The following is a 21,095-nucleotide window of genomic DNA, read 5'->3' as shown; positions in this document are numbered from 1 at the left end:
TCGACGGCGGCATCGGGCAAATTCCGCCACAAAGTGCCCCCCGCCCCGAGCCTCGCTCTCGCCTTCCACCTCGGAAGCATCGCGATGGTCTACCTGCTGGTCGCGGCCTTGGGCGGGCACGCTGACGCAGGCCCCGTCCTCGCATGCATTGCTGTCCCGCGCCTCACGATCCTTCTTCCTCTTTCGCCGAGCGGTCTCGGCTTTCAGGAGGCGGCACTGTCAGTTCTGTTCTTGCAGATTGGCCTCACAGCCGAGATGGCGCTTGCAACAGCCCTCCTGAATCGTCTGGCTCTCGTGGGGACGATGGCGCTTGGCGCGGCGCTCATCGTCTCGGGACGGACCGGTACACGGGGCAGCAACGAAGGGACTCAGCAAGGCTTTCGGGCGAGCGCGTCGAGGTAGCCCGGCGGGATTCCCGGCCGTCACGCTGCGTCCGGGCGCCGCCTCCGGCTCGAGCGTAGTAGGGATTACAACCAAGCGTTGGGTTCGCCACATTTGCAGGCGTAGGATGAGCCTTGCGATGGTTCCCCTCCTGATGCTCTCGCCAGTCGTGAAGCCTGTTGGGCGGGCTGGGTCCCTGTGACAGACAGGAGCCGATGAGGAAGCGGATGTCACGATTTGCCAGCAGCATCCCCATTGCCGCGACGCCGGCCGAGGTCTGGGAGGTCCTGGTCGACGTCGAGGGTTGGCCGGCCTGGGCATCGCAGTTCAAGCGCCTCGAGCGACTCGATGCTGCTCCGCTGGCGCTCGGCAGCCGCGTGCGGGTGCGGCCGAAGGGGATGCTGGCGTCGAACTGGCGGGTAACCGAATACGACGAGGGGCGCTCCTTCACATGGGAGTCGTCGCTTGCCCCCGGCCTGCTCGTTACCGGCGGGCACGTCCTGTCGCCCGATGGCGCTGGCACATGGGGCGGAATTCTGGCTCGAGGCCACTGGCGCCTTGGGCGGGCTCCTGGCCCCTCTATTGCGACGGACGGTCTTCAGGCGCAACACCCGCAGCGCAGCTGAGGGTTCGAAGCGGCACTTGGAAGCCAGCCGAGGGCCCTGACCTCGGCGAGACAGGATCGATTCAGCGAATCTCGTGGGCGACCGGGTTGACAGGTTGGGGCGCGCTGCCGATTGCTTGGAGGAGGTAATCCGATGCGAGTTGGACTGATGGCCGAGAACCCGCTGGAGAGCGCTGTGCTGGCCTCCGGCCTGGTGCCCGTGGCCATGCTCGAGGCCTACAGCCCGGCCTACGCTCGGGCCATCACGACCGCCACGCGGCTCGGGATCTTTGAGGCACTCAGCACCGTCCCGCGCTCAGCGATGGCAGTCGCCGAGGTCTGCGAGACCGATCTGCGGGGCACGGAGAAGCTGCTCAATCTGCTGGTGACGATGAAGTACGTTGCCTATCGCGGTGGCACGTACCGGCTGGCCCGTCATACGAGGCGCTGGTTGCTGGCCGAGGCCCCTGGGTCGATCCGCGACGTGATCCTGATGAAGGAGCTCGAGTGGCGCTGGATCGACCAGCTGGACTCGTTCGTGCGCGACGGCCAACCGCTCGACGTCCACGGGACGATGTCCAAAGAGGACTGGGGTGCTTATCAGCGTGGAATGCGGGCTCAAGCCAATGTGCTTGCGCCGTTCCTCGCGCGGCGGGTCCCGGTGCCGGCGGGCGCGACCGAGATGCTGGACATCGGCGGTTCACACGGCTATTTCTCGGTGGTTCTCTGCAGACGGCACGCCGGGCTCCGAGCGACGGTGCTCGACCTGCCCGCGGCTGTCGAGCACGCCGCGCCGCTCCTGGAAAAGGAGGGGATGGGGGATCGGGTTGTGATGCGAGCCGGCGACGCGCTCAATGACGATCTGGGTGAGGCTGTCTTCGACCTGATTCTGATGTTCAGCCTCGTGCACCACTTTGATGACGCGACCAACCGCCTTCTCGCGCGCCGAGCCGCCCAGGCCCTGCGCCCAGGTGGGTACCTGGTCATCGGTGACGCGCTTCGCCCGAGTTCGCCCGGCAGGGGAGGCCAGCAGGGTGCCTTCTTCGACCTCTACTTCGCGTTGACCAGCGAATCGGGGATCTGGACCTTCGACGAGATGCGGTCGTGGCAGGTCGACGCTGGACTGGTGCCGCGCAAGTCGATATCACTGGTTCCGGGTGGAGGATTTGGCCTGCAGGTCGCCGAGCGCGTTCCGTCCTGATCTCGGCCGGTGGATTATCCGTCCTGGTCCTCGGAGGCCGTCACACGGCGGTCACGAGCCGGTGATATGGTCCCGCCGCCATGGCTGCCGTGCTCGTCGTCGATGACGACCCCAAGATCCGCGAGCTGCTGCGCCTGTACATCGCGCGCGACGGCCACCAGGTGGTGTTCGCCGCCGATGGCGTTGAAGCGCTCGCCGCCGCCAAAGAGCACACTCCCGACCTGATCCTCCTGGACGTCATGTTGCCCAGGATCGACGGGCTGGAGGTCTGCCGCCGGCTGCGGGAGGAGAGCGACGTCCCGATCATGCTCCTCACCGCCCGGAGCGGCGATTCCGACAAGGTCATCGGTCTCGATCTGGGGGCCGATGACTATGTTGTCAAACCGTTCAGCCCTCGCGAGCTGATGGCCCGCATTCGTGCCCACCTGCGCCGGCGGCGCACGCCGGCGGTCGATCAGCCGGTTCTGACCGCGGATGGCTTGGTGGTCGACCCAAATAGCGTGGAGGTGCAACTCGACGGCGCTCCGGTCGACATGACGAACTTCGAATTCCGCCTTCTCCACGCCCTCATGAGCCGGGCGGGCCGCGTCTTTGCGCGAGACGAGCTGATCGAGGCGATCCACGCCGCCGACGATCCGGGAATCCTGGATCGGACGATCGACGTTCACGTGGGGCGCCTCCGACGCAAGCTGGGCGACAGCGCGGCACACCCGCGCTACGTAGCCACAGTTCGCAGCGTCGGCTACAAGTTCGTTTCCGCGGTCGAACGCCAGAACGGCAGCTGATCGATGCGCAGCCTGAGCGCGCGCCTCGTGGTCCTGTTCGTGCTTCTCTCGCTGCTGGTGGCGACGGTGATCGTCGGCGTGGTCATCCAGTTCAGTACCGAACAGGTCATGCACCTGCTGATGGAGGGCGTGTCTACGCCCGCGGAGGCGCAGGCAATGTTCAACCAGTACGTCGTGCAGGTCATGCTGATCGGCGCCGTGGCGGGGATCGTACTGGGCAGCCTGGCCGCCTGGTGGCTGGTCCGTCGCCTGATGCGGCCGCTGGCACAGCTGACCGGCGCCTCGCGGTCGATTGCGCGGGGCGATCTCGGCGCCCGTGTGCCCGAACCGCCCGACCCGGAGCTGCGCCGCCTGGCAGAATCGTTCAACCGCATGGCGGCGACCCTGGAACGGACCGAGGGTCAGAGGCGGGCGCTGGTCGAGGATGTTGCACACGAGCTGCGCACCCCGCTGACCAGCCTTCGCGGCTACACCGAGGCGCTGGCAGACCAGGTCGTGGAGCCGACCCCGGAGATGCTTCGGACCGTGCACGAGGAGATCGAGCGCCTGACGCGACTGGTCGACGGGCTCGATCAGCTGGCGCGCGGCGGGGGTGGTGACCGTCCACCGGGAAACGAGGCGCTGGACCTGGCTGCGATGGTCAGGCGCGCGCTCGAGCTCGCGTCGCCGGAGCTGACGCAGCGCCACATCCGGGTCGCATTCGATGAGCCGGTGGCGGTTCCACGCGTGGATGGCGATGGCGATGGCATCGGCCAGGTGATCACCAACCTCGTGCAGAACGCCGCACGCTACACCGATGACGGCGGCCGGATCACGGTGCGGCTGGGCGCCGAGCGTGAGGCGGTGCGCTGCTCGATCGAGAACACCGGCGTCGGGATCCCGGCCGACGAGCTGCCGCTGATCTGGGAGCGTCTCCATCGGGTGGACCGATCGCGCGCGAGAGCCAGTGGAGGGGCGGGCATCGGGCTCGCGATCGCGCGGCAGATCGTGGAAGCGCACGGTGGGCAGGTTGGTGCGTCGTCGGCAGACGGCCTGTCCCAGATCTGGTTCACCCTGCCGACCGGGAACCATACGACCTGACGACCGCCAATTTCACGTTCCCGATATCCGAGCGTCATCAAGCCGTCACGCGCCCGGCCGACCCTACCCTCGACGGCCGGAGACGCCGGCCCCAATCCGAGGTCCGAGATGCGACGAGTTCTCCTCATGCTTTCCCTCCTTGCGGCGCTCAGCCTGGCGCTGGTTGCGCCCGTCGGCGCCCGCACGTTCGGGACGATCTATGCCGAGGGCGACGCCTTCCGCACCTTCGGCAACCCCGCCCACGTCGAGCCGGGCACGGGCACTGACCCCATCATCCATTTCAGCAACTTCGACCAGCTAGATGTGGCGCAATACGCGCCCGGAAAAGGCTCGCACGGCGGGCGCTGGATGGTCTGGGTGGCGACCTGGGTGGACCCGGGTGAGGCCTTCCTGCTCACCGACTTCGACGATGTGATGGAGCTGGTCGATGCCGATGAGATCACGCTGCAGCGCATGCCCGACGCAGACTTCCGATGCCCGATTCTGCCGAACGCCTGAGCGTCCGGGATCCTGTGTGGCCGGCCCCCGAGGGCCGGCCACTCCGTTAGCGGACGGCCTCCAGGAACTTTCGGGTTCGCTCCTCGCGCGGGTTGCCGAAGAACTCGTCGGGTGGGGCGTCCTCGATGATGCGCCCCTCGTCCATCATCACCACGCGCCCGGCCACGTCCTTTGCGAAGCCGATCTCGTGGGTGACCACGATCATGGTCATCCCCTCGCGGGCCAGCTCCTCCATCACCGTCAGCACCTCGCCGACCAGCTCGGGGTCGAGGGCCGACGTCGGTTCGTCGAAGAGCATCACCTTCGGATGCATGACCAGCGCGCGGGCGATGGCCACGCGCTGCTGCTGTCCGCCCGACAGCTCGGAGGGGTAGAAGCTGGCTCGCTGGCCGAGCCCGACCCGTTCGAGCATGACGTTGGCCGTGGCTCGTGCATCCGTATCTGACTTGCCCAGCACGACAGTCAGGCCGAGCATCACATTGCCCAGCGCCGTGAGGTGGGGGAACAGGTTGAAGCGCTGGAAGACCATGCCGATGTCGGTTCGCTGGCGCGCGAGCATGCGCTCCGGCAGAGTGACGTAGCGGCCACGCGATTCGCGGACCCCCACGCGGGCGCCCTCGAGGTGAACCTCCCCGCGGTCGATCGGCTCCAACAGCCCGAGACAGCGCAGGAATGTGCTCTTGCCGGAGCCGGATGGACCGAGGATCGCCTTCACATCGCCGCGATGCACCCCGAGCGAGACGCCCTGCAGCACCTCATTCGAGCCGTATCGCTTCCAGACGTCGCGCGCCTCGATGACGTATTCGGTCGCGGGCGTGGCGGCGAGCTCCTGGAGGACCGCCTCGTCGAGGATCTGCCCGGTCATCGGCCGATCGCGCGTATGAGCGACCTGGGGGTGCGGGCGCGCGACGTCCACTGGTAGCGACGCTCGAGCCACGACTGGCCGACCATGAAGATGCTGACCAGCACCAGGTAGTAGAGGGCCGCCGCCAGGTACCACTCGGCGAAGCGGAACGAGGAGGAGACGGCAGCCTGCGTGTTCGTCATCAGCTCACGCAGCGAGGTGACGCTGGCAAGGCTTGTGATCTTGAGCAGGGTGATGAAGTCGTTGGCCATGGCGGGGATCGCGACCCGGGTGAGCTGGGGCGCAACCACCTTGCTGAATACCTTGAAGGGCGGCATGCCGAGGGCGCGAGCCGCAAGCCTCTGCCCATCGTCCACCGCCAGCAGGCCGCCGCGAAGGATCTCAGCCGCATACGCCGCTTCGTTGAACGCCAGCGTTATGGTCGCTGCCAGGAACGGTGTGAACCACGGCTCCCTCAGCGCAGGAAATAGCTGCGGCAGCGCCTGCCACACGATGAAGAGCTGGATCAGTGTGGGGATGCCCCGGAAGATCCAGATGTAGGTCCACGACAGCGCCCGCAGGACCCGCAGCCGGCTGTCACGCAGGACGGCCACCACCAGCCCGATGACCAGGCCCAGCGCAAAGGCGACGACGGTCAGGGCGATGGTGATCTGGACGCCCTGAATCAGCGAGTTGGAGGTGAGCGCCTCCAAGAAGATCGGCCCTTGGAAGTCCACGCTTGCCTCACTCGATCTTCAGTTCGCCGCCGGGGGGACGCTTATTCGATCTTGTCGAGGGTGGCCGGATCCAGGTTGTACTTCTCGGCGATCTCCGCCAGCGTGCCGTCATCCTTCAGCGCCCGCAGGGCCGCTGCGATGGCGTCACCGATGTCTTCGTGCTCCTTCTGGCGGTAAATCCCGTAGGTCTTGTCCTGGGACGCGACGAAGGCGACCTCGTACTTGTCCGGGTTCCGGTTCATCCAGTCGGCGACCGCCTCCTGGGTCTCCCAGATCGCGACCGCGCGGCCAAGGACGATCTGCTGGAACTCGTCGGCGACCTTGGCGTATCCCTGGATCTCGATCTTCGGATTCCCCGCATCGGTGCAGGCCTTGCTCGCCTCGGCCGAGACCGTCTCGACCAGGCCGCCGGTCTGGATCGCGACCGTCTTGCCGCACAGGTCGTCCAGCGTCTCGATGCCCTCCGGGTTGCCCTTCACCACCATCACGACGTGACCGGTGGCCATGTACGGGGTGGCGTCCGCAACGGCGAGGCGCTCGTCGGAGATGAAGAGGCCTGACCACACGATGTCGCAGCGCCCAGCGGTGAGGTCCGGGATGAGCGCGTCGAACGCGGTGTTGCGAATGGTGATCTCCAGGCCGAGCTTCTCGGCGACCGCCTTGGCAGCATCGACGTCAAAGCCGATGGCCGCGTTCGGATCGGTCACGTCGGAGGTCTCGAAGTACTCGAGCGGCGGGTATTCGATGTCGACGCAGTCAACCAGCTCCCCGGCGGTGATCAGGCTGGTGGGAGCCGGGATGGTGGAGGCCGATGCCGCGGCGCTTGCGGCCTCGCTGGCCGCCTCGCTCGGGCTTCCCGAGCCGGCCGGCGTGCACGCCGCCACGAGGATCGCTGCGATTGCCACGGCCAGGAACGAACTTCTGCGGACGATCACCTTCTGCCTCCTGAAGCTCCTCGTCTCGTCGAAATGCCGAGTGGGGTTTGTACCACGCTGGGGATGTCGGTACAAGGGACGTACCATGCCGGCGTGAACGCTCCCGACGCGGCAGCGACCGTCTACACCAACGGGCGGATCCTGACCTCCGACCCCGGGCGACCCTCCGCCGCCGCGGTGGGGGTTCGTGAGGGCAGGATCGCGGCGGTCGGTGCGGAGGCGGAGGTTCGGTCGCAGGTGGGGGCCGCTGCGACGACCATCGACCTCGGCGGCCGCACCATGGTTCCCGGCTTCATCGACGCGCACAACCACATGGCCTGCACCGCCGAGACCTTTTTTGCCGTCGACGCCAGTCCTCGATCGGCTGGCTCCATCGCCGACCTGGTCGCCTCGATCAACGTGGCCGCGCAGCGGACGCCGCCCGGCTCATGGATCCGTGGCTTCGGGATGGACTGGACGCGGTTTGCCGACGGCCGGAAGCCCACCCGCCGGGACCTCGACGAGGCTGGCGAGGAGCACCCGGTGGTGATCCTTCACGTCTCCGGGCACTACGTCCTGGTCAACTCTCGAGCGCTGGCGGATGCCGGACTGACCGATGCCGCCGCGGATCCGGAGGGCGGATCGCTGGAGCGCGACGAATCCGGGCGGCTCACCGGGCTGCTGCTCGATTCAGCCACCAACCTGGTGCTGCAGACCTCGGTCGACATCTGCGGGCACGGGCCCAACATCCACACCGCAGTCGAGACCGATGAGCTGGCCCGCATGATCGGCGAGGCATCGCGGCGCTACCTGGCGGCGGGACTGACGACCATCTGCGATCCGCAGGTCACCTCGCGCGAGATGCAGGCATATCAGCTGGCGCGCAGCAGGGGCGACCTGCCCATTCGGACGGTGATGCTGCCGCTGTCCCACCAGCTCGACGAGTACCTGGCCATCGGTCTGGTTGGCCCGATGGGAGACGACCGCCTGCGCATCGGCGCTATGAAGTTCTACACCGATGGCGCCATCACCGGCGGCACCGCCATGTTCAGCCAGCCGATGGGTTCACGCGGCCAGTACCCCGGCTCGCTCTACCACCAGCCGGCGGAGCTGGCTGACCTGCTGAAGCGGGCCGCCGGCGCCGGCTGGCAGCTGGCCATCCACACGATGGGCGACCGCGCCATGGGGATCATGCTCGATGCCGTCGAGGCGGCCATGGCCGCCTCACCGGACAGCGACATTCGGCACCGCATCGAGCACTCGACCTGGCCGACCCCTGATCAGCTCGCCCGCATCGCGCGGCTGGGGATGGTGCCCGTCACGCAGCCCGGCTCGATTGCCGAGCTCGGCGACATCTGGCACGACCACCTGGGCGAGCGCGTTCACCGATCCATGCCACTGCGAGACCAGCTGGAGCTGGGGATCCGTCCCGCGATCAGCAGCGACGCCTTTGTGCAGAGCTACCGGCCGCTCGACACCATCGCGGCCGCGATGCACCGGGTCACGCCCAATGGCGTGCGCATCGGGCCGGACCAGGAGCTGACGGTCGAGGAGGCCCTCGCCGCGCACACCATCAACGCGGCGCGGGCGCTCCACCTGGAGGATCGGATCGGCTCGATCGAGGTGGGCAAGCTGGCCGATTTCGCGGTGCTGGATGGCGACCCGCTCGCTACGCCGGCCGAGGCCATTCGTGGCATCCCGATCTGGATGACGGTCGTCGGCGGAGAGGTCCTGCACTCAGCTGCATGAAACGGTTGACGTCCCCAGGCATGGGTGCCACCATTCAACCGTGAGTGACACCAACGTGCTATCGGTGGGACCCAAGGGCCGGGTCGTGATTCCCGTGGAGATCCGGCGGCGTCTCGGCCTGGAAGAGGGAAGCCAGCTCGTAGCTGTGGTCGAAGGGGACGGCGTGCTCCTGCTCCCGCGAGCGGCCGTCAAGCAGCGGCTGCGGGGAATGTTCGCCGATCTTGGGACGAGCATGGCGGAGGACCTGTTGCGCGATCGGCGCGCTGCCGCCGCTGAGGAGTCGCGGACGCGGTGAGCGCGGTGATCGACGCGTCGGTCGTGCTGGCCTGGTTCCAGGACGAGCATGGCAGCGATATCGCGGAGCGGCACATCATGGAGGGGATCATCGGCGCCGCCAATTGGTCCGAGGTGTTGCAGAAGGCACGACAGCATGGAGCACAGCCCGGGCTCGTCGCTCGCCTGCTCACGTCGTTCGGCCTCGAAGTCGTTGACGTGACCGCGGAGGACGCCGAGCGTGCGGCTGATCTATGGGAGTTCGGGTCGACGTTCTCCCTCGCCGATCGGCTGTGCCTGGCCCTTGGGCTGAGGCTCGACCTCACTGTGGTGACGACCGATTCTGTGTGGCGATCCATTGCACATGGTCCCCGGGTGCTCCTCGTTCGCTGAGCTCCTCAGAGCTTCCAGAAGTCGCCGGTGAGGCCCATCGCCGCCCAGTGGGCGAGCAGCACGTCCTTCGATGGCCTCGTGTAGTCGAGCGAGAACTTCGTGGAATAGCTTGGCACGCTGAGGGTGTTGACCTGGTCGGGCGTCAACGAAGCGGACTGATCGGCTCCTGCGCAGAGGTCGGACGCATCGCGGTGCTCGGGGGAGACGAAGAAGACCATGGTGTTGCCGCAGGTGGTCGTGATGTCGTCCCACCACTCGGTCGGAGGGCGTGCGAAATAGACAAGCGATTCGGGTGGATCGACACGCGACGCGCGGCCGTGCAACAGCTCGATTTCAAACGGTGTCGCGCAGTGGTGGCAGAAGGACTCGACCCGGACCTCGTCGCCCAGCATGGCGTGGAAGGCGATGGCGTCCCAGGCACAGTTGGCGAAGTACGAGCGGCCGCGAACCGTGGTCCTGAATGGCGTCGCGATGGCCGAGAACGGAAAGGCCATCAGGATCCGGGCCGTTCCTTTGACGAGCGCGATGTGATGGGCCGCTTCGAGGTCCTTCAGCATCTCGGTGGCGGCGGCTCGGGAGAGTGAGAACTCGGTCATGACCTGCTCCACCACCGGCGGGGCGGCATGGTCGAGGAAGTGCTCGAAGATGAAGAGCCGCACACGCTGCTGGAGGTCGGGGTCGTTGTCGGTCATCGCGCGGCAATGAGAATAGCCGCCGCGCCTGGTACGGGCTCTAAGCCTCTCGCTTCAGGTGGGGGATGAGGTGGGCCATCGTGGGGAGCACGAGCCTGGCACCGGCGGTCCGTAGCTGGTCCGGACTCATTGCGGAGCCGGCGGTGATGCCGAGGTCGGGGTGAGGCTTCGCCAGCTTGACGGTAGCCCCATCCGCGATGAGAGGCGGCTGGTTGCGATGGAGCGCGGCGACCGACCGGCCGACCTGCTCGCGGCGGCTCGAGGTCGCGATCGCCCAGTGGATCTTCAGCTCGTCCAGCGCATCGAGGAATTCCGTGGCGCCGGGCAGGGGCTGAGGGGCGACGTTGAGCTCGGAGTAGATGGCGCCGGAGCGGGCGTCGATCCGCTCCGCGCGTTCGTCGTCGACCTCCTCACCTGCCGCCGCACCTACGATCCGGGCCAGCTGGCGCCCGTCGGAGCCGATGAGCTCGGCGACGAGGGATCGATCGGCTGGGATGCCCTTTTCCTCGAACGTTTGCAGCCAGGCGTCGATGCGCGTGTGCACCGTGTCGACAAGGGTCCCGTCCAGGTCGAGGACAACCCCCTCAGGCTTGTGAAGGTGCGCAGTCATAGGGCACATGGGCCCGTTGATACCACGCGGCGGGGGAATGCACCGCCGCACGCATGGAGTCGAGCGGGATCCCCGGCTGAATCCAGGTCACCGAGGAGACCTGCCGGCTGTTGGCAGGGCGCTATCCGTTCCAGCGCCGCGAGGGGGTAGAGGTGAAGGGCAGGGGAATGATGTCACCTGGATGCTGGACCCGGCTCGCATGCAGGACGAGGATGTCCGGCGCGCCCGGTCTCGCGCGTTAGCTGGGTGATCCGCACCATCAGGAGCACCGATGGAGGCGATCCCCATTCGAGTCGCGCAGACGGTCGAGCCGGGCCTCGAGACCGATGACGACCGGAGTAAGGTAGGGTCATGTCGTTTGTCCGCACGGACGGTGAGATCAGCGCCGTGTACCGGCAGCTGGCGACGGTGCCGGACCTCGTCGGGCCAACCGCCTCGATGACCTTCCTCGCTCCCGGCTCCCTGACACGTCGCCAGTTCGGGATCTTCCGGCGGGACATGCAGCCGCACGCCGGCGGGCCCGATGCGCACGTCCATCGGACCTTCTCCGAATCGTTCTACATCCTTGAAGGACGCGTCCGGATGTACGACGGTCGCGCCTGGATCGAGGCCAAGTCCGGCGACTTCCTGTACGTGCCCAAGGGAGGGATTCACGCCTTCAAGGCCGATTCGGACGAGCCTGCCTCCATGCTCATCCTGTTCGCGCCCGGCAAGGCTCGCGAGCGTTATTTCAGGGAGACCGAGGAGATCCGCACTTCGGGTCGAAAGCTGACTGACCGGCAGTGGACGGAGCTCTACGCGCGGCACGACCAGTACATGGTCTAGCTGCGACTTGGGCCCACGCCCCGCAGGAATTTGCGGACTTCGGCAATGAATCGGTCCGGCGCCTCGACGTTGCTCATGTGGCCGACGCCCGGCATGACCACCAGGCTGGACTCCGGAATGGACGCGTGCAGGTCACGCGCCACGGTCAGCGGGGCGCGCACATCCCGGTCGCCGTACAGCAGCAACGTCGGCACGTCGATGCGCGGCAGCACATCCCGCAGATCGGCTTCGGCGAGCGCGCGCGCCATGGTCCGGAATCCGGCCGGATGGAGTTGCGACATGATCGATGCCAGGCTGTCGACCGTCTCGGGCGCCGCCGATTCCGACAGCATCGTGGGAATGAGCGTGCGGACGAACTCGTCCGGGGGCAGGTCCGCCATGGGCAAGGTCAGCTGCAGCCGTTGATCGGCAACGTCGCGCGAAAGTGAGCCGGTCCAGCCGGCGTAGGCCGAGGCCAGCACCAACGTCCGCGGGATGGCGGGATGCCGGCGGAACAGTTCGAGAGCGAGGGCGCCGCCAAACGACAGACCGATGAAGTGGGCAGGCCCGAGGTCCAGCACCTCGACGAATCCGGCGAGGCAATCGGCGTAGTCGGCCATGCGGAACGATTCGGGTGGGTCCGCCGACTTCCCACTACCAGGGCCGTCCCAGGCCACGACGGTGAAGTGGTCGGACAAGCCCTCGATCTCGCTGGCCCACTCCCGACTGTCGCCCACGAATCCGTGCAACAGGAGCAGCAGGGGGCCATCGCCCTCTCGCCGATACGCGATGCGCAGCCCGTCAATCTTGAGCTGTTCCATGCTTGATCAGCGCACGAGGATCTTCCAGAAGGAATCCTTCTTGGTGATCTGGCCGTCGCGGAAGGTCCACAGATCGCAGCCTCGGACCTCGATCCGCTCGCCGTCGGTTGTCGTGCCCCGCAAGGTCCACTCCGACGCGCCGCGGTTCCCGACGACGAAGTGCTCGTCGTCGCCGTAGTGCAGCTCGGGCAGACCGGCGAATCGGGCTGCAAGCCCTTCACGTACCCGTTCCTTGCCCTCGAACCTGGTCCCCCAGGGATCCGGGCCGCGGGGCGACTCGAAGACCGCGTCATCGGTGAAGTAGGTCATGACCGCATCGAGGTCGCGCGTGTTGAAGACTGCGGTGAACTCCCTGAGCAGGTCGGCGCTGGGATCACGACTCATCTGCAGCGGCCTCCTTCGCGCTTGGCGTCACCTCGGCGGCGACCTTCAGCACAACGTTTCCCGTCTTCTGCTCAGTCTCGACGTACCGGGTTGCCTCGACCACGTCCTCGAGCGGGTAGGTGCGATCGATGACCGCGCGGTATTTGCCTGCCTCGATGAGCCCCTTGAAGAGGAGTAGGTCGTCCTTCCTGTACCGGGCGATCCCCATCTTCAGCTTCTTGTCAGTCAATCGCGTGGCCAACAGAAGCAGGGGTACGTGCCACAGGAAGCCCAGGTCCGTTTCGATGAAGGTTCCGCCGGCCTTCAGCGATCGCCTGGACCGCCTGAACGAGTGCTTGCCCACGCTGTCGAAGATGACGTCGTATCGCTTGCCGTTCCTGGTGAAGTCATCCTTGGTGTAGTCGATGACCTCATCGGCTCCGAGCGATCGCACGAGCTCGATGTTCTTGGTGGTGCACACGGCGGTGACTCTTGCACCAAAGGCTCTGGCCAGCTGCACGGCTGCGGTCCCTACGGACCCCGAGGCCCCGTAGACGAGGACGCTCCTCCCGGCTAGGGATCCGCCTTTCTCAAGGCAGACCAACGCGAGGCTCGCCCCATCAAAGACCGCCGCGGCCTCTTCGAAGCTCATCGCCGCTGGCTTGTGCGCCAACGGAGCGCTCTCCGCGATGCAGAGGTACTCGGCGTGCGCGCCGGAGCCGTTGCCGCCGAAGACCTGGTCGCCGACCCTGAACTCGGTGACGGCACGGCCGACCGCCTCGACCTCGCCGGCGAACTCCATGCCGAGGATCTTGTTCTTCGGCCGAAGCGGGCCTGTGAAGAAGCGGCTGATGAATACGTCGGCGCTGCGGAGGCCGGCGTCGGTCCGATTGACGGTCGTGGCGTGCACCTTGACGAGAACCTCGTCGTCCTTGGGCACCGGCCGCTCGACCTCCTCGAGTCGGAGGACCTCCGGAGGCCCGTATCGGTCGTGGACGACCGCCCTCATCGGTTCACGTCCTCTGCGTACCGTCCTCGAACGTGGAGACTGCCCGTGGATTCTGGTGGATGGCCGTCTGCCGCAGGAAATCGCTGCCGGTGTTCACGAAGGAGTGCCAGGCATCGGGCAGGACGATGACCATGTCGCCGGCCTGGGCGTCGATGTTGGTGCCCTCGACCTCGTACCTGCCCTGGCCGTCATGAAGGACGAAGATCTCGGCATGCGGATGCCGATGTCGCCTGGGGCCGCTGCCCGGGGCGACCTGGGCGTGCATGACCGAGGTGACGAGGCCGTAATCGGAGCCTGAGAGAAGGCGCAGCTCGCCACCTTCGTGCGTCACCTTCTCGCCGAGCAGTTCAAGCTCGAGGTGGGGCACATGCCGGGCTCGGATGGGATCGGTCAAGGTCACTCCAGCTTGCCTCACGGATATTATGCTTCGCGTCCCAGCGGTCCAGACAGAGGCGCGCCCCTAGACTGAACGACCGATGGAGCAGTTCGAGGCGGTGATCGTCGGCGGCGGACAGGCTGGGCTCGCGGTGAGTCACCAGCTCAGGCAGCTTGGCGTGGAGCACGTCGTGCTGGAGCGGGGGCGCATCGGGCAGACGTGGCGCGATCGATGGGACAGCTTCTGCCTCGTCTCGCCGAACTGGTGCATCCAGCTCCCGGGTCGACCGTACGCCGGCGACGATCCCGACGGGTACCTGCCACGCGACGAGATCGTCTCCCACCTGGAGGGATACCGAGGGGCGTTCGCGCTTCCCGTCCGGGAAGGCGTGGCCGCCTTCTCGGTTGAGCTGGGCGCCGGTGGATTTCGCCTTCGAACCACGACGGGAGATCTCCAGGCTCGATCGCTCGTGCTTGCCACCGGTGCCTACCAGCGTCCCTACCGGCCGCCGGCGGCCGAGACCTTGCCGACCGATCTGCTGCAGATCGACGTGGACGACTACCGCAATGAGGCCTCACTCCCGCCCGGGCGCATCCTGGTGATCGGCGGTGGCCAGTCGGGGTGCCAGATCGCCGAGGAGCTGCACGACGCGGGCCGCGACGGGTTGACGGCCGCGACATCTTCCACTGGTTCGTCGACACCGGCTTCATGGCGCACACGGTTGATTCGCTGCCGACTCCCGCGGCGCGGCTGGCCGCGAACCCCCTGGCCACCGGCCATGGCGGTGGCCACGACCTCGACCTGCGAATTCTCCGCGGCAAGGGCGTCACCCTGGTCGGCCACTTCCTGGGCACGTCGAACCACGAGGCGCGCTTCGCCGCCGACCTTGGGGAGAGCATCGCCTGGGGAGACGAGCGCCACGGACAGATCATGGATGGCATCCGGAAGGCGGCGGCCGATCTTGGCTATCCCGACCCGGAGATCGACGAGCCGGAGCCGTTCGACCCGGAGTCACCCGAGCGCGTGTCGCTTGAGGGCTTCGGCGCCGCCATCTTCGCCGGGGGATTCCGTCCCGCCTATCAGTCGTGGCTGCCGTGGCCGGAGGCGTTCGACGAGATGGGATTCCCGATCCAGCAGGACGGGGCGAGCACTGTCGTCAACGGCCTGTACTTCGTTGGCGTCCACTGGATGCGACAGCGCCAGTCGGCGCTGCTGCTCGGCGTGGGCGAGGACGCGGCGATCGTCGCGCGAGCAATCAGCGAGAGAGGTTAGGCAATGGAGTGAGTAGATGGCCTTTGACATGAGCCTGGTCCAGCGCGGGGCCCGCCTGCGCCAGACGCCGTTCTACGAGGCCGAGCAGGCCTACGGCCCACGCGGCTACACCGTCTACAACCATATGCTCTTCCCGATCAACTTCGACGACTTCGAGGCCGAGTACTGGCACCTGCTGCGCCACGTCACGCTGTGGGACGTGGCCGTCGAGCGACAGCTCGAGGTGCAGGGCCGCGATGGCTTCCGCTTTGCCCAGCTACTGACCCCGCGCGACCTGTCGAAGTGCAAGGTGGGCCAGGGCAAGTACGTCCTTATCACGGCGCCCGACGGGGGGATCGTCAACGACCCGGTCATGCTGCGGCTGGGGGAGAACCACTTCTGGTTCGCGCTCGCCAGCTCGGACGCGCTGCTGTACGCGATCGGCCTTGCCGCCGATCTTGGGTGGGACGTCCAGCTCTCCGAGCCCGATGTCTCTCCGCTCCAGATCCAGGGCCCGCGCTCCCGAGAGGTCGTCCAGGCGCTCTTCGGCGACGAGATCCGCTCGCTGAAGTACTACTGGTTCCGCGAGCTGGAGCTCGATGGAATCCCCCTGATCGTGACGCGCACCGGGTGGACCGCCGAAGTGGGGTACGAGGTCTACCTGCGTGACGGCAGTCACGGGACTGCGCTCTGGGAACGGATCATGGAGGCGGGCCGCCCGTTCCAGATCAAGCCCACCGGGCCGGTCGACATCCGGCGGGTGGAGGGCGGCATCCTCAACTGGGGTGCCGACATGACGATCGAGAACAACGCCTTCGAGGTGGGCCTCGAGCGGCTCTGCAACCTGGACGGCCCATTCGAGTTCCAGGGCAAGTCAGCCCTGCGCCGGATCCGCGACGAGGGTGTCAGCCGCCGCCTGGTGGGCGTCGAGATCGGCGGGGAGAAGCTGGACATGAACTTCACGAAATGGCCGGTCCATGCCAACGGTGGGCATGTTGGATCAGTGACGACGGCCCTCTGGTCACCGCGGCTGGAGAAGAACATCGGGTACGCCTGGCTGCCGGTCGAGCTGGCGGGGGTCGGTTCCTCGGTCACGGTGGACTGCCCGAATGGCAATCGCGAGGCGACGGTCGTCGCCATGCCGTTCATCGACCCGATGAAGGAGATCCCCAAGGCCTGACGCGTCTATGCCGCGAAGAATGCGGCGAGGACGGGGGCCAGCACGGGCGGCTTCACGATGTGGGTCTGCCCCGCGAGCGTTTCATGTTGCGCGTGCGGGAGCAGCTCGACGAGCGCCTTGACCCCGTTTCGCATCGAGGCCGGGCTCTTGCCGACCAAGGACGTGACGATCCTGATCCTCACCGGCCAGGACCTGTCGGCCGCCGACCGCGAGCGGTTGAACGGGAAGGTGGCCGAGGTCGTGCGCAAGGGGGTCGATCCTCGTCCCGCCTTCGCGCAATGGCTGCGGCGCGCATCAGCCGCCGCGCGGAGGCGAAGCCTCGGAGCGCTGACGCCCTAGGAACCGGGGAGACTGGCCAGGAGCGCCTCGAGCCGGGCGTAGGTTTCGGTGGCGCCGCGCTCTGCGCCGGAGGTCACGATGTTGTCGCGCTGCTCGGTGGTGTCGAAGAGCGAGGTGACGGTCAGCCGCGTGCGCTCGCCGAGATCCTCGAAGGTGATCGTCTCGACGTGAGTCGAGCCCATTCCCTCGATCTCGAAGGTCTGCACGATCCTCTCCGGTGGGGTGACTTGGCGGTACGTGCCCCTGAAAGCTGCGTCGTACCCGTTCGGGTAATGGGCCACGAATCGCCAGCTGCCGCCGGTCCGCACGTCCATCTCCTCGACAACAGTCTCCGCGCCCCACCACTGCGGGATGAGGGCCGGCTCGGTGTATGCGGCGAAGACCCGGTCTCGCGGGGCGTTGAAGACCCGCTCGATGCGGAGCTCGCGATCCGACGGCAGGGTGAGCGTCACGGGCTGCGCCTGCGGCTGTGCGCTGGTCATGAGGTCGTTCCTTTCTTGCGTTCGACGAGTTCACCGAATCGGTCGAGGCGCTGGCCCAGCGCGCGCCGATAGGTCTCGATCCAGGTCTGCAGGTCATCGAGCCGGCGCGGACCGATGGTGCAGCGCCGGCTGCGCCCCACCTTCTCGGTCGTCACCAGCCCCGCGCCCTCGAGGATCCGCACGTGCTTCTTCATCCCGGTGAGCGAGATGCCGAACGGCTCGGCCAGGCCGGAGATCGTGGCGCTCTCGCGCCCGAGGCGCTCAAGGACCGCGCGGCGGGTGGGGTCGGCGAGCGCGGCGATGGTCTGGTCGAGGTGCGGATACTGAACCATGAAGTTCAGTATTGCACGGCCACCTGGCGGCGCGCAAGCCTAGAATCGGGTCACACACCTCAGAGGTTCCATCATGTCCAAGATCGCCCCTTGCCTTTGGTTCGACGGACAAGCAGAGGAGGCCGCTCAGTTCTACACGTCGATCCTGCCCGACAGCCGGATCGAGAAGGTTCAGCGCGCGCCCGCCGACAACCCGAGCACCGATGAGGGGGCGGTGCTGACCGTCGACTTCACGCTCGCCGGTCAGCAGTTCATCGGCCTCAACGGTGGGCCCGAATTTGCCTTTAACGAGGCCATCTCGTTCAGCATCGATTGTGCCGACCAGGCCGAGGTCGACCGGCTGTGGGACGCGCTGGTCGAGGGTGGCGGCGAACACAGCGTCTGCGGCTGGCTGAAGGACCGCTACGGCGTGTCGTGGCAGGTCATCCCGCGCCAGCTCCCGGAGCTCCTCGGTGGCCCCGATCGCGGGGGAGCGGCGCGCGCCATGAAGGCCATGCTGGAGATGACCAAGATCGACGTCGCCAAGCTGCGCGAGGCGTACGAGGGCGTCCCAGTCGAGGCCTGACCGATGCCGCGAGCGCTGATCTTCGACCTGGACGGAACGCTGATCGACACCGTCTACGCGCACGTCTTCGCCTGGCAGCGGGCGCTGGCGGAGGCGGGACTGCCGATCGAGGGCTGGCGCATCCATCGGCGCATCGGGATGAGCGGCGGCCTGTTCACGCGCGCCGTGGCCCGCGAGCTGGGCCGTCCCCTGAGCGACGCGGAGGTCGAAGAGATCCAGCGCCGCCACGGCGAGCTCTTCCGCGAGCTCGTCCCGGAGCGCCGTCCGCTGCCCGGCGCGGTGGACCTGCTGGCGCACCTGCGCGAGGTCGGCGTGCCGTTCGGGATCGCGACCTCGGGACGCCGCCCGGAGATCGACGCGTCGCTCGAGATTCTCGGCGTAGGGGCCGATGTGGTCGTGGTGGAGCGCGGCGACGTCCTGCGCGCCAAGCCGGAGCCTGACCTGTTCCTGGCCTGCCAGGAGCGCATGGGGGTCGAGATCCGCGACGTGACGGTCGTCGGTGACGCGGTCTGGGACTTGCTCGCCGCCCGCCGCGCCGGGATGCTGTCGGTGGGGCTGTTGACCGGTGGCTACGGCGAGGACGAGCTGGGGCGCGCGGGTGCGTTCCGCGTCTACCGCGATCCGGCGGAGCTGAACGCCTCGCTCGACGAGCTGGGGATCGTCCCATAGGCGAGCTGGAGGTCACGCTTCGTCCGTGGGGGCCTGGTGACCGCGCGCTCGTCGACCGAGTGATGGGCGATCCGCGCATGACCGAGCACCTCGGCGGCCCGGAGTCGCCGGAGAAGCTCGCTGAGCGCCAGGCACGCTACGAGCGCATCCATGAAACTGGCACGGGCGGGATGTTCGTGATCTGCGCCGGTACCGAGGATGGGGGGGTGGGGTCGGTCGGCTATTGGGAGCACGCCTGGCGCGGCGACACGGTATGGGAGATCGGCTGGAGCGTGGTCCCCGAGTGGCAGCGGCGCGGGATCGCGACCCGCGCGGTGGGCCTCCTGCTGGAGCGGATTGCCGACGCCGGACTGGATCGGGCGATCCTGGCCTACCCGGCGGTCGACAACGGGGCCTCCAACGCCGTCTGCCGCAAGGCTGGCATGACGCTCATCGGCGAGGCCGTGGTCGAGTTCCCTCCCGGCAATCCGTTCCGGGCCAACGAGTGGGCGCTTCAGCCAGCGTCCACCAGCAGCTGATTGACCGCAGCTCCCAGGTGGGCGGTGGCTTCCTCCAGGGTCTCGGGGGGATGCATGCTGAAGGCAAGCCGGAGCGCACCTGGCACCGCCCCATCGTCCAGGAAGAAGCGATGGCCGGGCAGGAACGCCATCCCGCGGGCCGCCGCGACGGGCAGCAGCCTGTCGGCCGTGACTCCCGCCGGCAGCTCGACCCAGACGAAGTAGCCACCCCCCGGGCGTGACCACGCGGCAGTATCGGGAAGGTGGGCGCTGAGGCCGGCCAGCAGCCGATCCCGCTGCGCCCGATATGCGGAGCGGAAGCGCTCGACCTGCCGAACGTAGTCGCCGCTGGCGGCGTATTCGGCGAGCACGGTGGCTGCGAAATGGTTCATCCCGCCTCCCGAATCGAGCAGGCCGCCGGTCGCCATGCGGGTTGCGATCTCGGCGGAGGCGGTCACGTAGCCGAGGCGCAGGCCCGGGGCCACCGACTTCGCAAAGCTGCCGATGCGCACCACCGATCCGGCGCCGTCCAGCGCCCAGAGCGACGGCGGTGACGGGCCGTCGTAGGAGAGCTCGCGATAGGTGTCGTCCTCGGCGATGAGGAGGCCCTCCTGTGCGGCGAAGGCCACGAGCGCGTTCCGTCGCTCGAGCGAGACCTTGCGGCCTGTCGGGTTATGGAAGGTCGGGATCGTGTACAGGAGTCGCGGGTGCTCGCCGGCGCGGCGCAGGCGCGCGACTACCTCGGCCAGCTCATCGAGCACAACGCCGTCGGCGTCGGAGGGCACGGCCTGGAGCCGAACCGGGTGATCGGCCAGGATGCTGATCGCCAGGTGGTAGGTCGGGACGTCGAGCAGCACGGTGTCGCCGGCAGACAGCAGCAGTGTGGCCACCAGGTCGAGCCCCTGGGAGGCACCGCTGGTGATCACCACCTCGGCCGGGCTGGGGGCACGCGCATCGGTCTCGGCCAGGCGGTCGCAGATGAAGTCGATCAACGGCGGGGAGCCCGCCGTGGCGCCGTACTCGAGGATATCCGACCCGTGGCGATCCATCGCGCGTCGTGTCGCGGCCGCGAGCTCCTGAACCGGCAGCAGCGTTGGGTCAGGATGTCCCCAGGCGAGGTCGATGACGCCCGGCGTCGCCTCGTACTGGGTCAGAGAAACGCTGCGGCGTTCCATCACCTCGGCGCGGGTCCAACGTGGAGGCTCACCACCTCGGTGAGCTCCTGCTTCCCCTTGAGCTCGAGCCGCTTTTGCTCCAGACCGGTCTCCAGACCTGCGGCTGCGGCAGCCTCGGTGGTCACCAGCACCTCGCCGGCACGTGCGGCCGTGGCCAGGCGCGCGGTGATGTTCACGTTGTCGCCCAGGACGGTCAGCTCCGTGCGCGGGCCTTCGCCGACCGAGCCAAACCCAGGCCGGGCCAGTGTGGACACCGGCGCCGATCGGCACCCATGGACCGTCCGCGTACTCGTGACCGGTGGCTTTCAATAGCGCCATGGCCGCCTCGACGGCCCGGGCCGCGTGCCGCTCGCCGGTCAGCAGGGGATAGAACATGGCGACCAGCTCATCGCCGGCGAACTTGTCGACGCTGCCGTCGTGATCGAAGACGACCTTCGATGCCGTGGAATAGAAGCGGTTCATCAGGTCGCG

General features: G+C 67.6%; 30 protein-coding genes. 16 read left to right on the top strand and 14 right to left on the bottom strand.

What is annotated here, in order from left to right; translation table 11 throughout:
* The first annotated feature begins 33 nt into the window (after window positions 1-33).
* The 6 genes from WEB29_01040 to WEB29_01015 all read left to right on the top strand — a co-directional run bounded on the left by WEB29_01040 (window position 34) and on the right by WEB29_01015 (window position 4,549).
* Entirely contained in the window at window positions 34-402 is a 369-nt protein-coding gene (locus WEB29_01040; protein ID MEX2135530.1) for a lysylphosphatidylglycerol synthase domain-containing protein, read from the top strand.
* Window positions 403-608: 206 nt separating this feature from the next.
* A complete protein-coding gene (locus WEB29_01035; protein ID MEX2135529.1) occupies window positions 609-1,007 on the top strand; it encodes an SRPBCC family protein in 399 nt (132 codons plus the stop codon).
* 132 nt (window positions 1,008-1,139) lie between these two features.
* A complete protein-coding gene (locus WEB29_01030; GenBank protein ID MEX2135528.1) occupies window positions 1,140-2,186 on the top strand; it encodes a class I SAM-dependent methyltransferase in 1,047 nt (348 codons plus the stop codon).
* A gap of 80 nt (window positions 2,187-2,266) precedes the next feature.
* Window positions 2,267-2,971: a response regulator transcription factor gene (locus tag WEB29_01025; GenBank protein MEX2135527.1), complete on the top strand. Its 705-nt coding sequence runs from the start codon at window positions 2,267-2,269 to the stop codon at window positions 2,969-2,971.
* Window positions 2,972-2,974: 3 nt separating this feature from the next.
* Window positions 2,975-4,051, top strand: coding sequence for an ATP-binding protein (locus tag WEB29_01020; protein MEX2135526.1), 1,077 nt, complete (start codon window positions 2,975-2,977; stop codon window positions 4,049-4,051).
* 126 nt (window positions 4,052-4,177) lie between these two features.
* Complete coding sequence (locus WEB29_01015; GenBank protein MEX2135525.1) at window positions 4,178-4,549, top strand: hypothetical protein; 372 nt, start codon at window positions 4,178-4,180, stop codon at window positions 4,547-4,549.
* Between the two features lie 46 nt (window positions 4,550-4,595).
* Here WEB29_01015 and WEB29_01010 read toward each other — a convergent pair whose 3' ends face one another.
* The 3 genes from WEB29_01010 to WEB29_01000 are packed head-to-tail and all read right to left on the bottom strand — an operon-like array spanning window position 4,596 to window position 7,065.
* A complete protein-coding gene (locus WEB29_01010; GenBank protein ID MEX2135524.1) occupies window positions 4,596-5,414 on the bottom strand; it encodes an amino acid ABC transporter ATP-binding protein in 819 nt (272 codons plus the stop codon).
* Window positions 5,411-6,130 carry an amino acid ABC transporter permease gene (locus tag WEB29_01005; protein MEX2135523.1) on the bottom strand — a complete coding sequence of 240 codons (720 nt, stop codon included), beginning with the start codon at window positions 6,128-6,130 and terminating at the stop codon, window positions 5,411-5,413. The genes WEB29_01010 and WEB29_01005 overlap by 4 nt, the downstream gene beginning before the upstream one ends.
* A 41-nt stretch (window positions 6,131-6,171) precedes the next feature.
* Window positions 6,172-7,065, bottom strand: a complete 894-nt coding sequence (locus WEB29_01000; protein MEX2135522.1) for an ABC transporter substrate-binding protein — start codon at window positions 7,063-7,065, stop codon at window positions 6,172-6,174.
* A 93-nt stretch (window positions 7,066-7,158) separates the two neighbouring features.
* Here WEB29_01000 and WEB29_00995 point away from each other — a divergent pair, with 93 nt between their 5' ends.
* Genes WEB29_00995 through WEB29_00985 form a run of 3 tightly spaced genes read left to right on the top strand, consistent with a single transcriptional unit; the run spans window position 7,159 to window position 9,459 of the window.
* Window positions 7,159-8,793: an amidohydrolase gene (locus tag WEB29_00995; protein MEX2135521.1), complete on the top strand. Its 1,635-nt coding sequence runs from the start codon at window positions 7,159-7,161 to the stop codon at window positions 8,791-8,793.
* 40 nt (window positions 8,794-8,833) lie between these two features.
* A complete protein-coding gene (locus tag WEB29_00990) occupies window positions 8,834-9,088 on the top strand; it encodes an AbrB/MazE/SpoVT family DNA-binding domain-containing protein (protein ID MEX2135520.1) in 255 nt (84 codons plus the stop codon).
* Window positions 9,085-9,459 carry a type II toxin-antitoxin system VapC family toxin gene (locus tag WEB29_00985; protein ID MEX2135519.1) on the top strand — a complete coding sequence of 125 codons (375 nt, stop codon included), beginning with the start codon at window positions 9,085-9,087 and terminating at the stop codon, window positions 9,457-9,459. The genes WEB29_00990 and WEB29_00985 overlap by 4 nt, the downstream gene beginning before the upstream one ends.
* A 5-nt stretch (window positions 9,460-9,464) precedes the next feature.
* Here WEB29_00985 and merB read toward each other — a convergent pair whose 3' ends face one another.
* Complete coding sequence (merB, locus tag WEB29_00980; GenBank protein MEX2135518.1) at window positions 9,465-10,151, bottom strand: organomercurial lyase; 687 nt, start codon at window positions 10,149-10,151, stop codon at window positions 9,465-9,467.
* A gap of 40 nt (window positions 10,152-10,191) precedes the next feature.
* Complete coding sequence (locus tag WEB29_00975) at window positions 10,192-10,761, bottom strand: HAD family phosphatase (protein ID MEX2135517.1); 570 nt, start codon at window positions 10,759-10,761, stop codon at window positions 10,192-10,194.
* A gap of 351 nt (window positions 10,762-11,112) precedes the next feature.
* On the opposite strand from WEB29_00975, the gene WEB29_00970 reads away from it, so the two are divergent.
* A complete protein-coding gene (locus WEB29_00970; GenBank protein ID MEX2135516.1) occupies window positions 11,113-11,586 on the top strand; it encodes a cupin domain-containing protein in 474 nt (157 codons plus the stop codon).
* Here the strand turns inward: WEB29_00970 and WEB29_00965 are convergent.
* From WEB29_00965 to WEB29_00950, 4 genes are read right to left on the bottom strand one after another with little or no spacing between them, the layout of a single operon-like run.
* Window positions 11,583-12,386: an alpha/beta hydrolase gene (locus WEB29_00965; GenBank protein MEX2135515.1), complete on the bottom strand. Its 804-nt coding sequence runs from the start codon at window positions 12,384-12,386 to the stop codon at window positions 11,583-11,585. The two genes, WEB29_00970 and WEB29_00965, sit on opposite strands and share 4 nt — an antisense overlap.
* A gap of 6 nt (window positions 12,387-12,392) precedes the next feature.
* A complete protein-coding gene (locus WEB29_00960) occupies window positions 12,393-12,770 on the bottom strand; it encodes a nuclear transport factor 2 family protein (protein MEX2135514.1) in 378 nt (125 codons plus the stop codon).
* Complete coding sequence (locus WEB29_00955; protein MEX2135513.1) at window positions 12,760-13,758, bottom strand: NAD(P)-dependent alcohol dehydrogenase; 999 nt, start codon at window positions 13,756-13,758, stop codon at window positions 12,760-12,762. The genes WEB29_00960 and WEB29_00955 overlap by 11 nt, the downstream gene beginning before the upstream one ends.
* Before the next feature lie 4 nt (window positions 13,759-13,762).
* Entirely contained in the window at window positions 13,763-14,152 is a 390-nt protein-coding gene (locus WEB29_00950; protein ID MEX2135512.1) for a cupin domain-containing protein, read from the bottom strand.
* A gap of 603 nt (window positions 14,153-14,755) precedes the next feature.
* Here WEB29_00950 and WEB29_00945 point away from each other — a divergent pair.
* Complete coding sequence (locus tag WEB29_00945; protein MEX2135511.1) at window positions 14,756-15,406, top strand: hypothetical protein; 651 nt, start codon at window positions 14,756-14,758, stop codon at window positions 15,404-15,406.
* A 16-nt stretch (window positions 15,407-15,422) separates the two neighbouring features.
* Window positions 15,423-16,565, top strand: a complete 1,143-nt coding sequence (locus WEB29_00940; protein ID MEX2135510.1) for a glycine cleavage T C-terminal barrel domain-containing protein — start codon at window positions 15,423-15,425, stop codon at window positions 16,563-16,565.
* 5 nt (window positions 16,566-16,570) lie between these two features.
* On the opposite strand, the gene WEB29_00935 is transcribed toward WEB29_00940, so the two are convergent.
* The gene (locus WEB29_00935; protein ID MEX2135509.1) at window positions 16,571-16,699 is read right to left on the bottom strand and encodes a hypothetical protein; all 129 of its coding nucleotides are present in this window, start codon (window positions 16,697-16,699) and stop codon (window positions 16,571-16,573) included.
* A 13-nt stretch (window positions 16,700-16,712) separates the two neighbouring features.
* Between WEB29_00935 and WEB29_00930 the strand changes: the two genes are divergently transcribed.
* Window positions 16,713-16,904: a hypothetical protein gene (locus tag WEB29_00930; protein ID MEX2135508.1), complete on the top strand. Its 192-nt coding sequence runs from the start codon at window positions 16,713-16,715 to the stop codon at window positions 16,902-16,904.
* Here the strand turns inward: WEB29_00930 and WEB29_00925 are convergent.
* A complete protein-coding gene (locus tag WEB29_00925) occupies window positions 16,901-17,386 on the bottom strand; it encodes an SRPBCC family protein (protein MEX2135507.1) in 486 nt (161 codons plus the stop codon). The genes WEB29_00930 and WEB29_00925 overlap by 4 nt on opposite strands.
* Window positions 17,383-17,718 (bottom strand): metalloregulator ArsR/SmtB family transcription factor, encoded by a 336-nt coding sequence (locus WEB29_00920; protein MEX2135506.1) that lies wholly within the window; start codon window positions 17,716-17,718, stop codon window positions 17,383-17,385. The genes WEB29_00925 and WEB29_00920 overlap by 4 nt, the downstream gene beginning before the upstream one ends.
* A gap of 73 nt (window positions 17,719-17,791) precedes the next feature.
* Between WEB29_00920 and WEB29_00915 the strand changes: the two genes are divergently transcribed.
* Genes WEB29_00915 through WEB29_00905 form a run of 3 tightly spaced genes read left to right on the top strand, consistent with a single transcriptional unit; the run spans window position 17,792 to window position 19,470 of the window.
* Window positions 17,792-18,283 (top strand): VOC family protein, encoded by a 492-nt coding sequence (locus WEB29_00915; protein MEX2135505.1) that lies wholly within the window; start codon window positions 17,792-17,794, stop codon window positions 18,281-18,283.
* Window positions 18,284-18,286: 3 nt separating this feature from the next.
* The gene (locus WEB29_00910) at window positions 18,287-18,952 is read left to right on the top strand and encodes an HAD family hydrolase (GenBank protein ID MEX2135504.1); all 666 of its coding nucleotides are present in this window, start codon (window positions 18,287-18,289) and stop codon (window positions 18,950-18,952) included.
* Window positions 18,949-19,470, top strand: a complete 522-nt coding sequence (locus WEB29_00905) for a GNAT family N-acetyltransferase (GenBank protein ID MEX2135503.1) — start codon at window positions 18,949-18,951, stop codon at window positions 19,468-19,470. The genes WEB29_00910 and WEB29_00905 overlap by 4 nt, the downstream gene beginning before the upstream one ends.
* On the opposite strand, the gene WEB29_00900 is transcribed toward WEB29_00905, so the two are convergent.
* The gene (locus tag WEB29_00900; GenBank protein ID MEX2135502.1) at window positions 19,446-20,624 is read right to left on the bottom strand and encodes a PLP-dependent aminotransferase family protein; all 1,179 of its coding nucleotides are present in this window, start codon (window positions 20,622-20,624) and stop codon (window positions 19,446-19,448) included. The genes WEB29_00905 and WEB29_00900 overlap by 25 nt on opposite strands.
* On the bottom strand, window positions 20,624-20,878 hold the full coding sequence (locus WEB29_00895; protein ID MEX2135501.1) for a hypothetical protein: 255 nt from the start codon (window positions 20,876-20,878) through the stop codon (window positions 20,624-20,626). Before WEB29_00895 ends, WEB29_00900 begins: the two co-directional genes overlap by 1 nt.
* Window positions 20,879-21,095: the final 217 nt, after the last annotated feature.

The organism is Chloroflexota bacterium, from assembly GCA_040902225.1.
In the GTDB taxonomy this organism is placed as follows: domain Bacteria; phylum Chloroflexota; class Limnocylindria; order QHBO01; family QHBO01; genus CF-167.
This window is presented reverse-complemented; position numbering and strand designations above follow the sequence as displayed.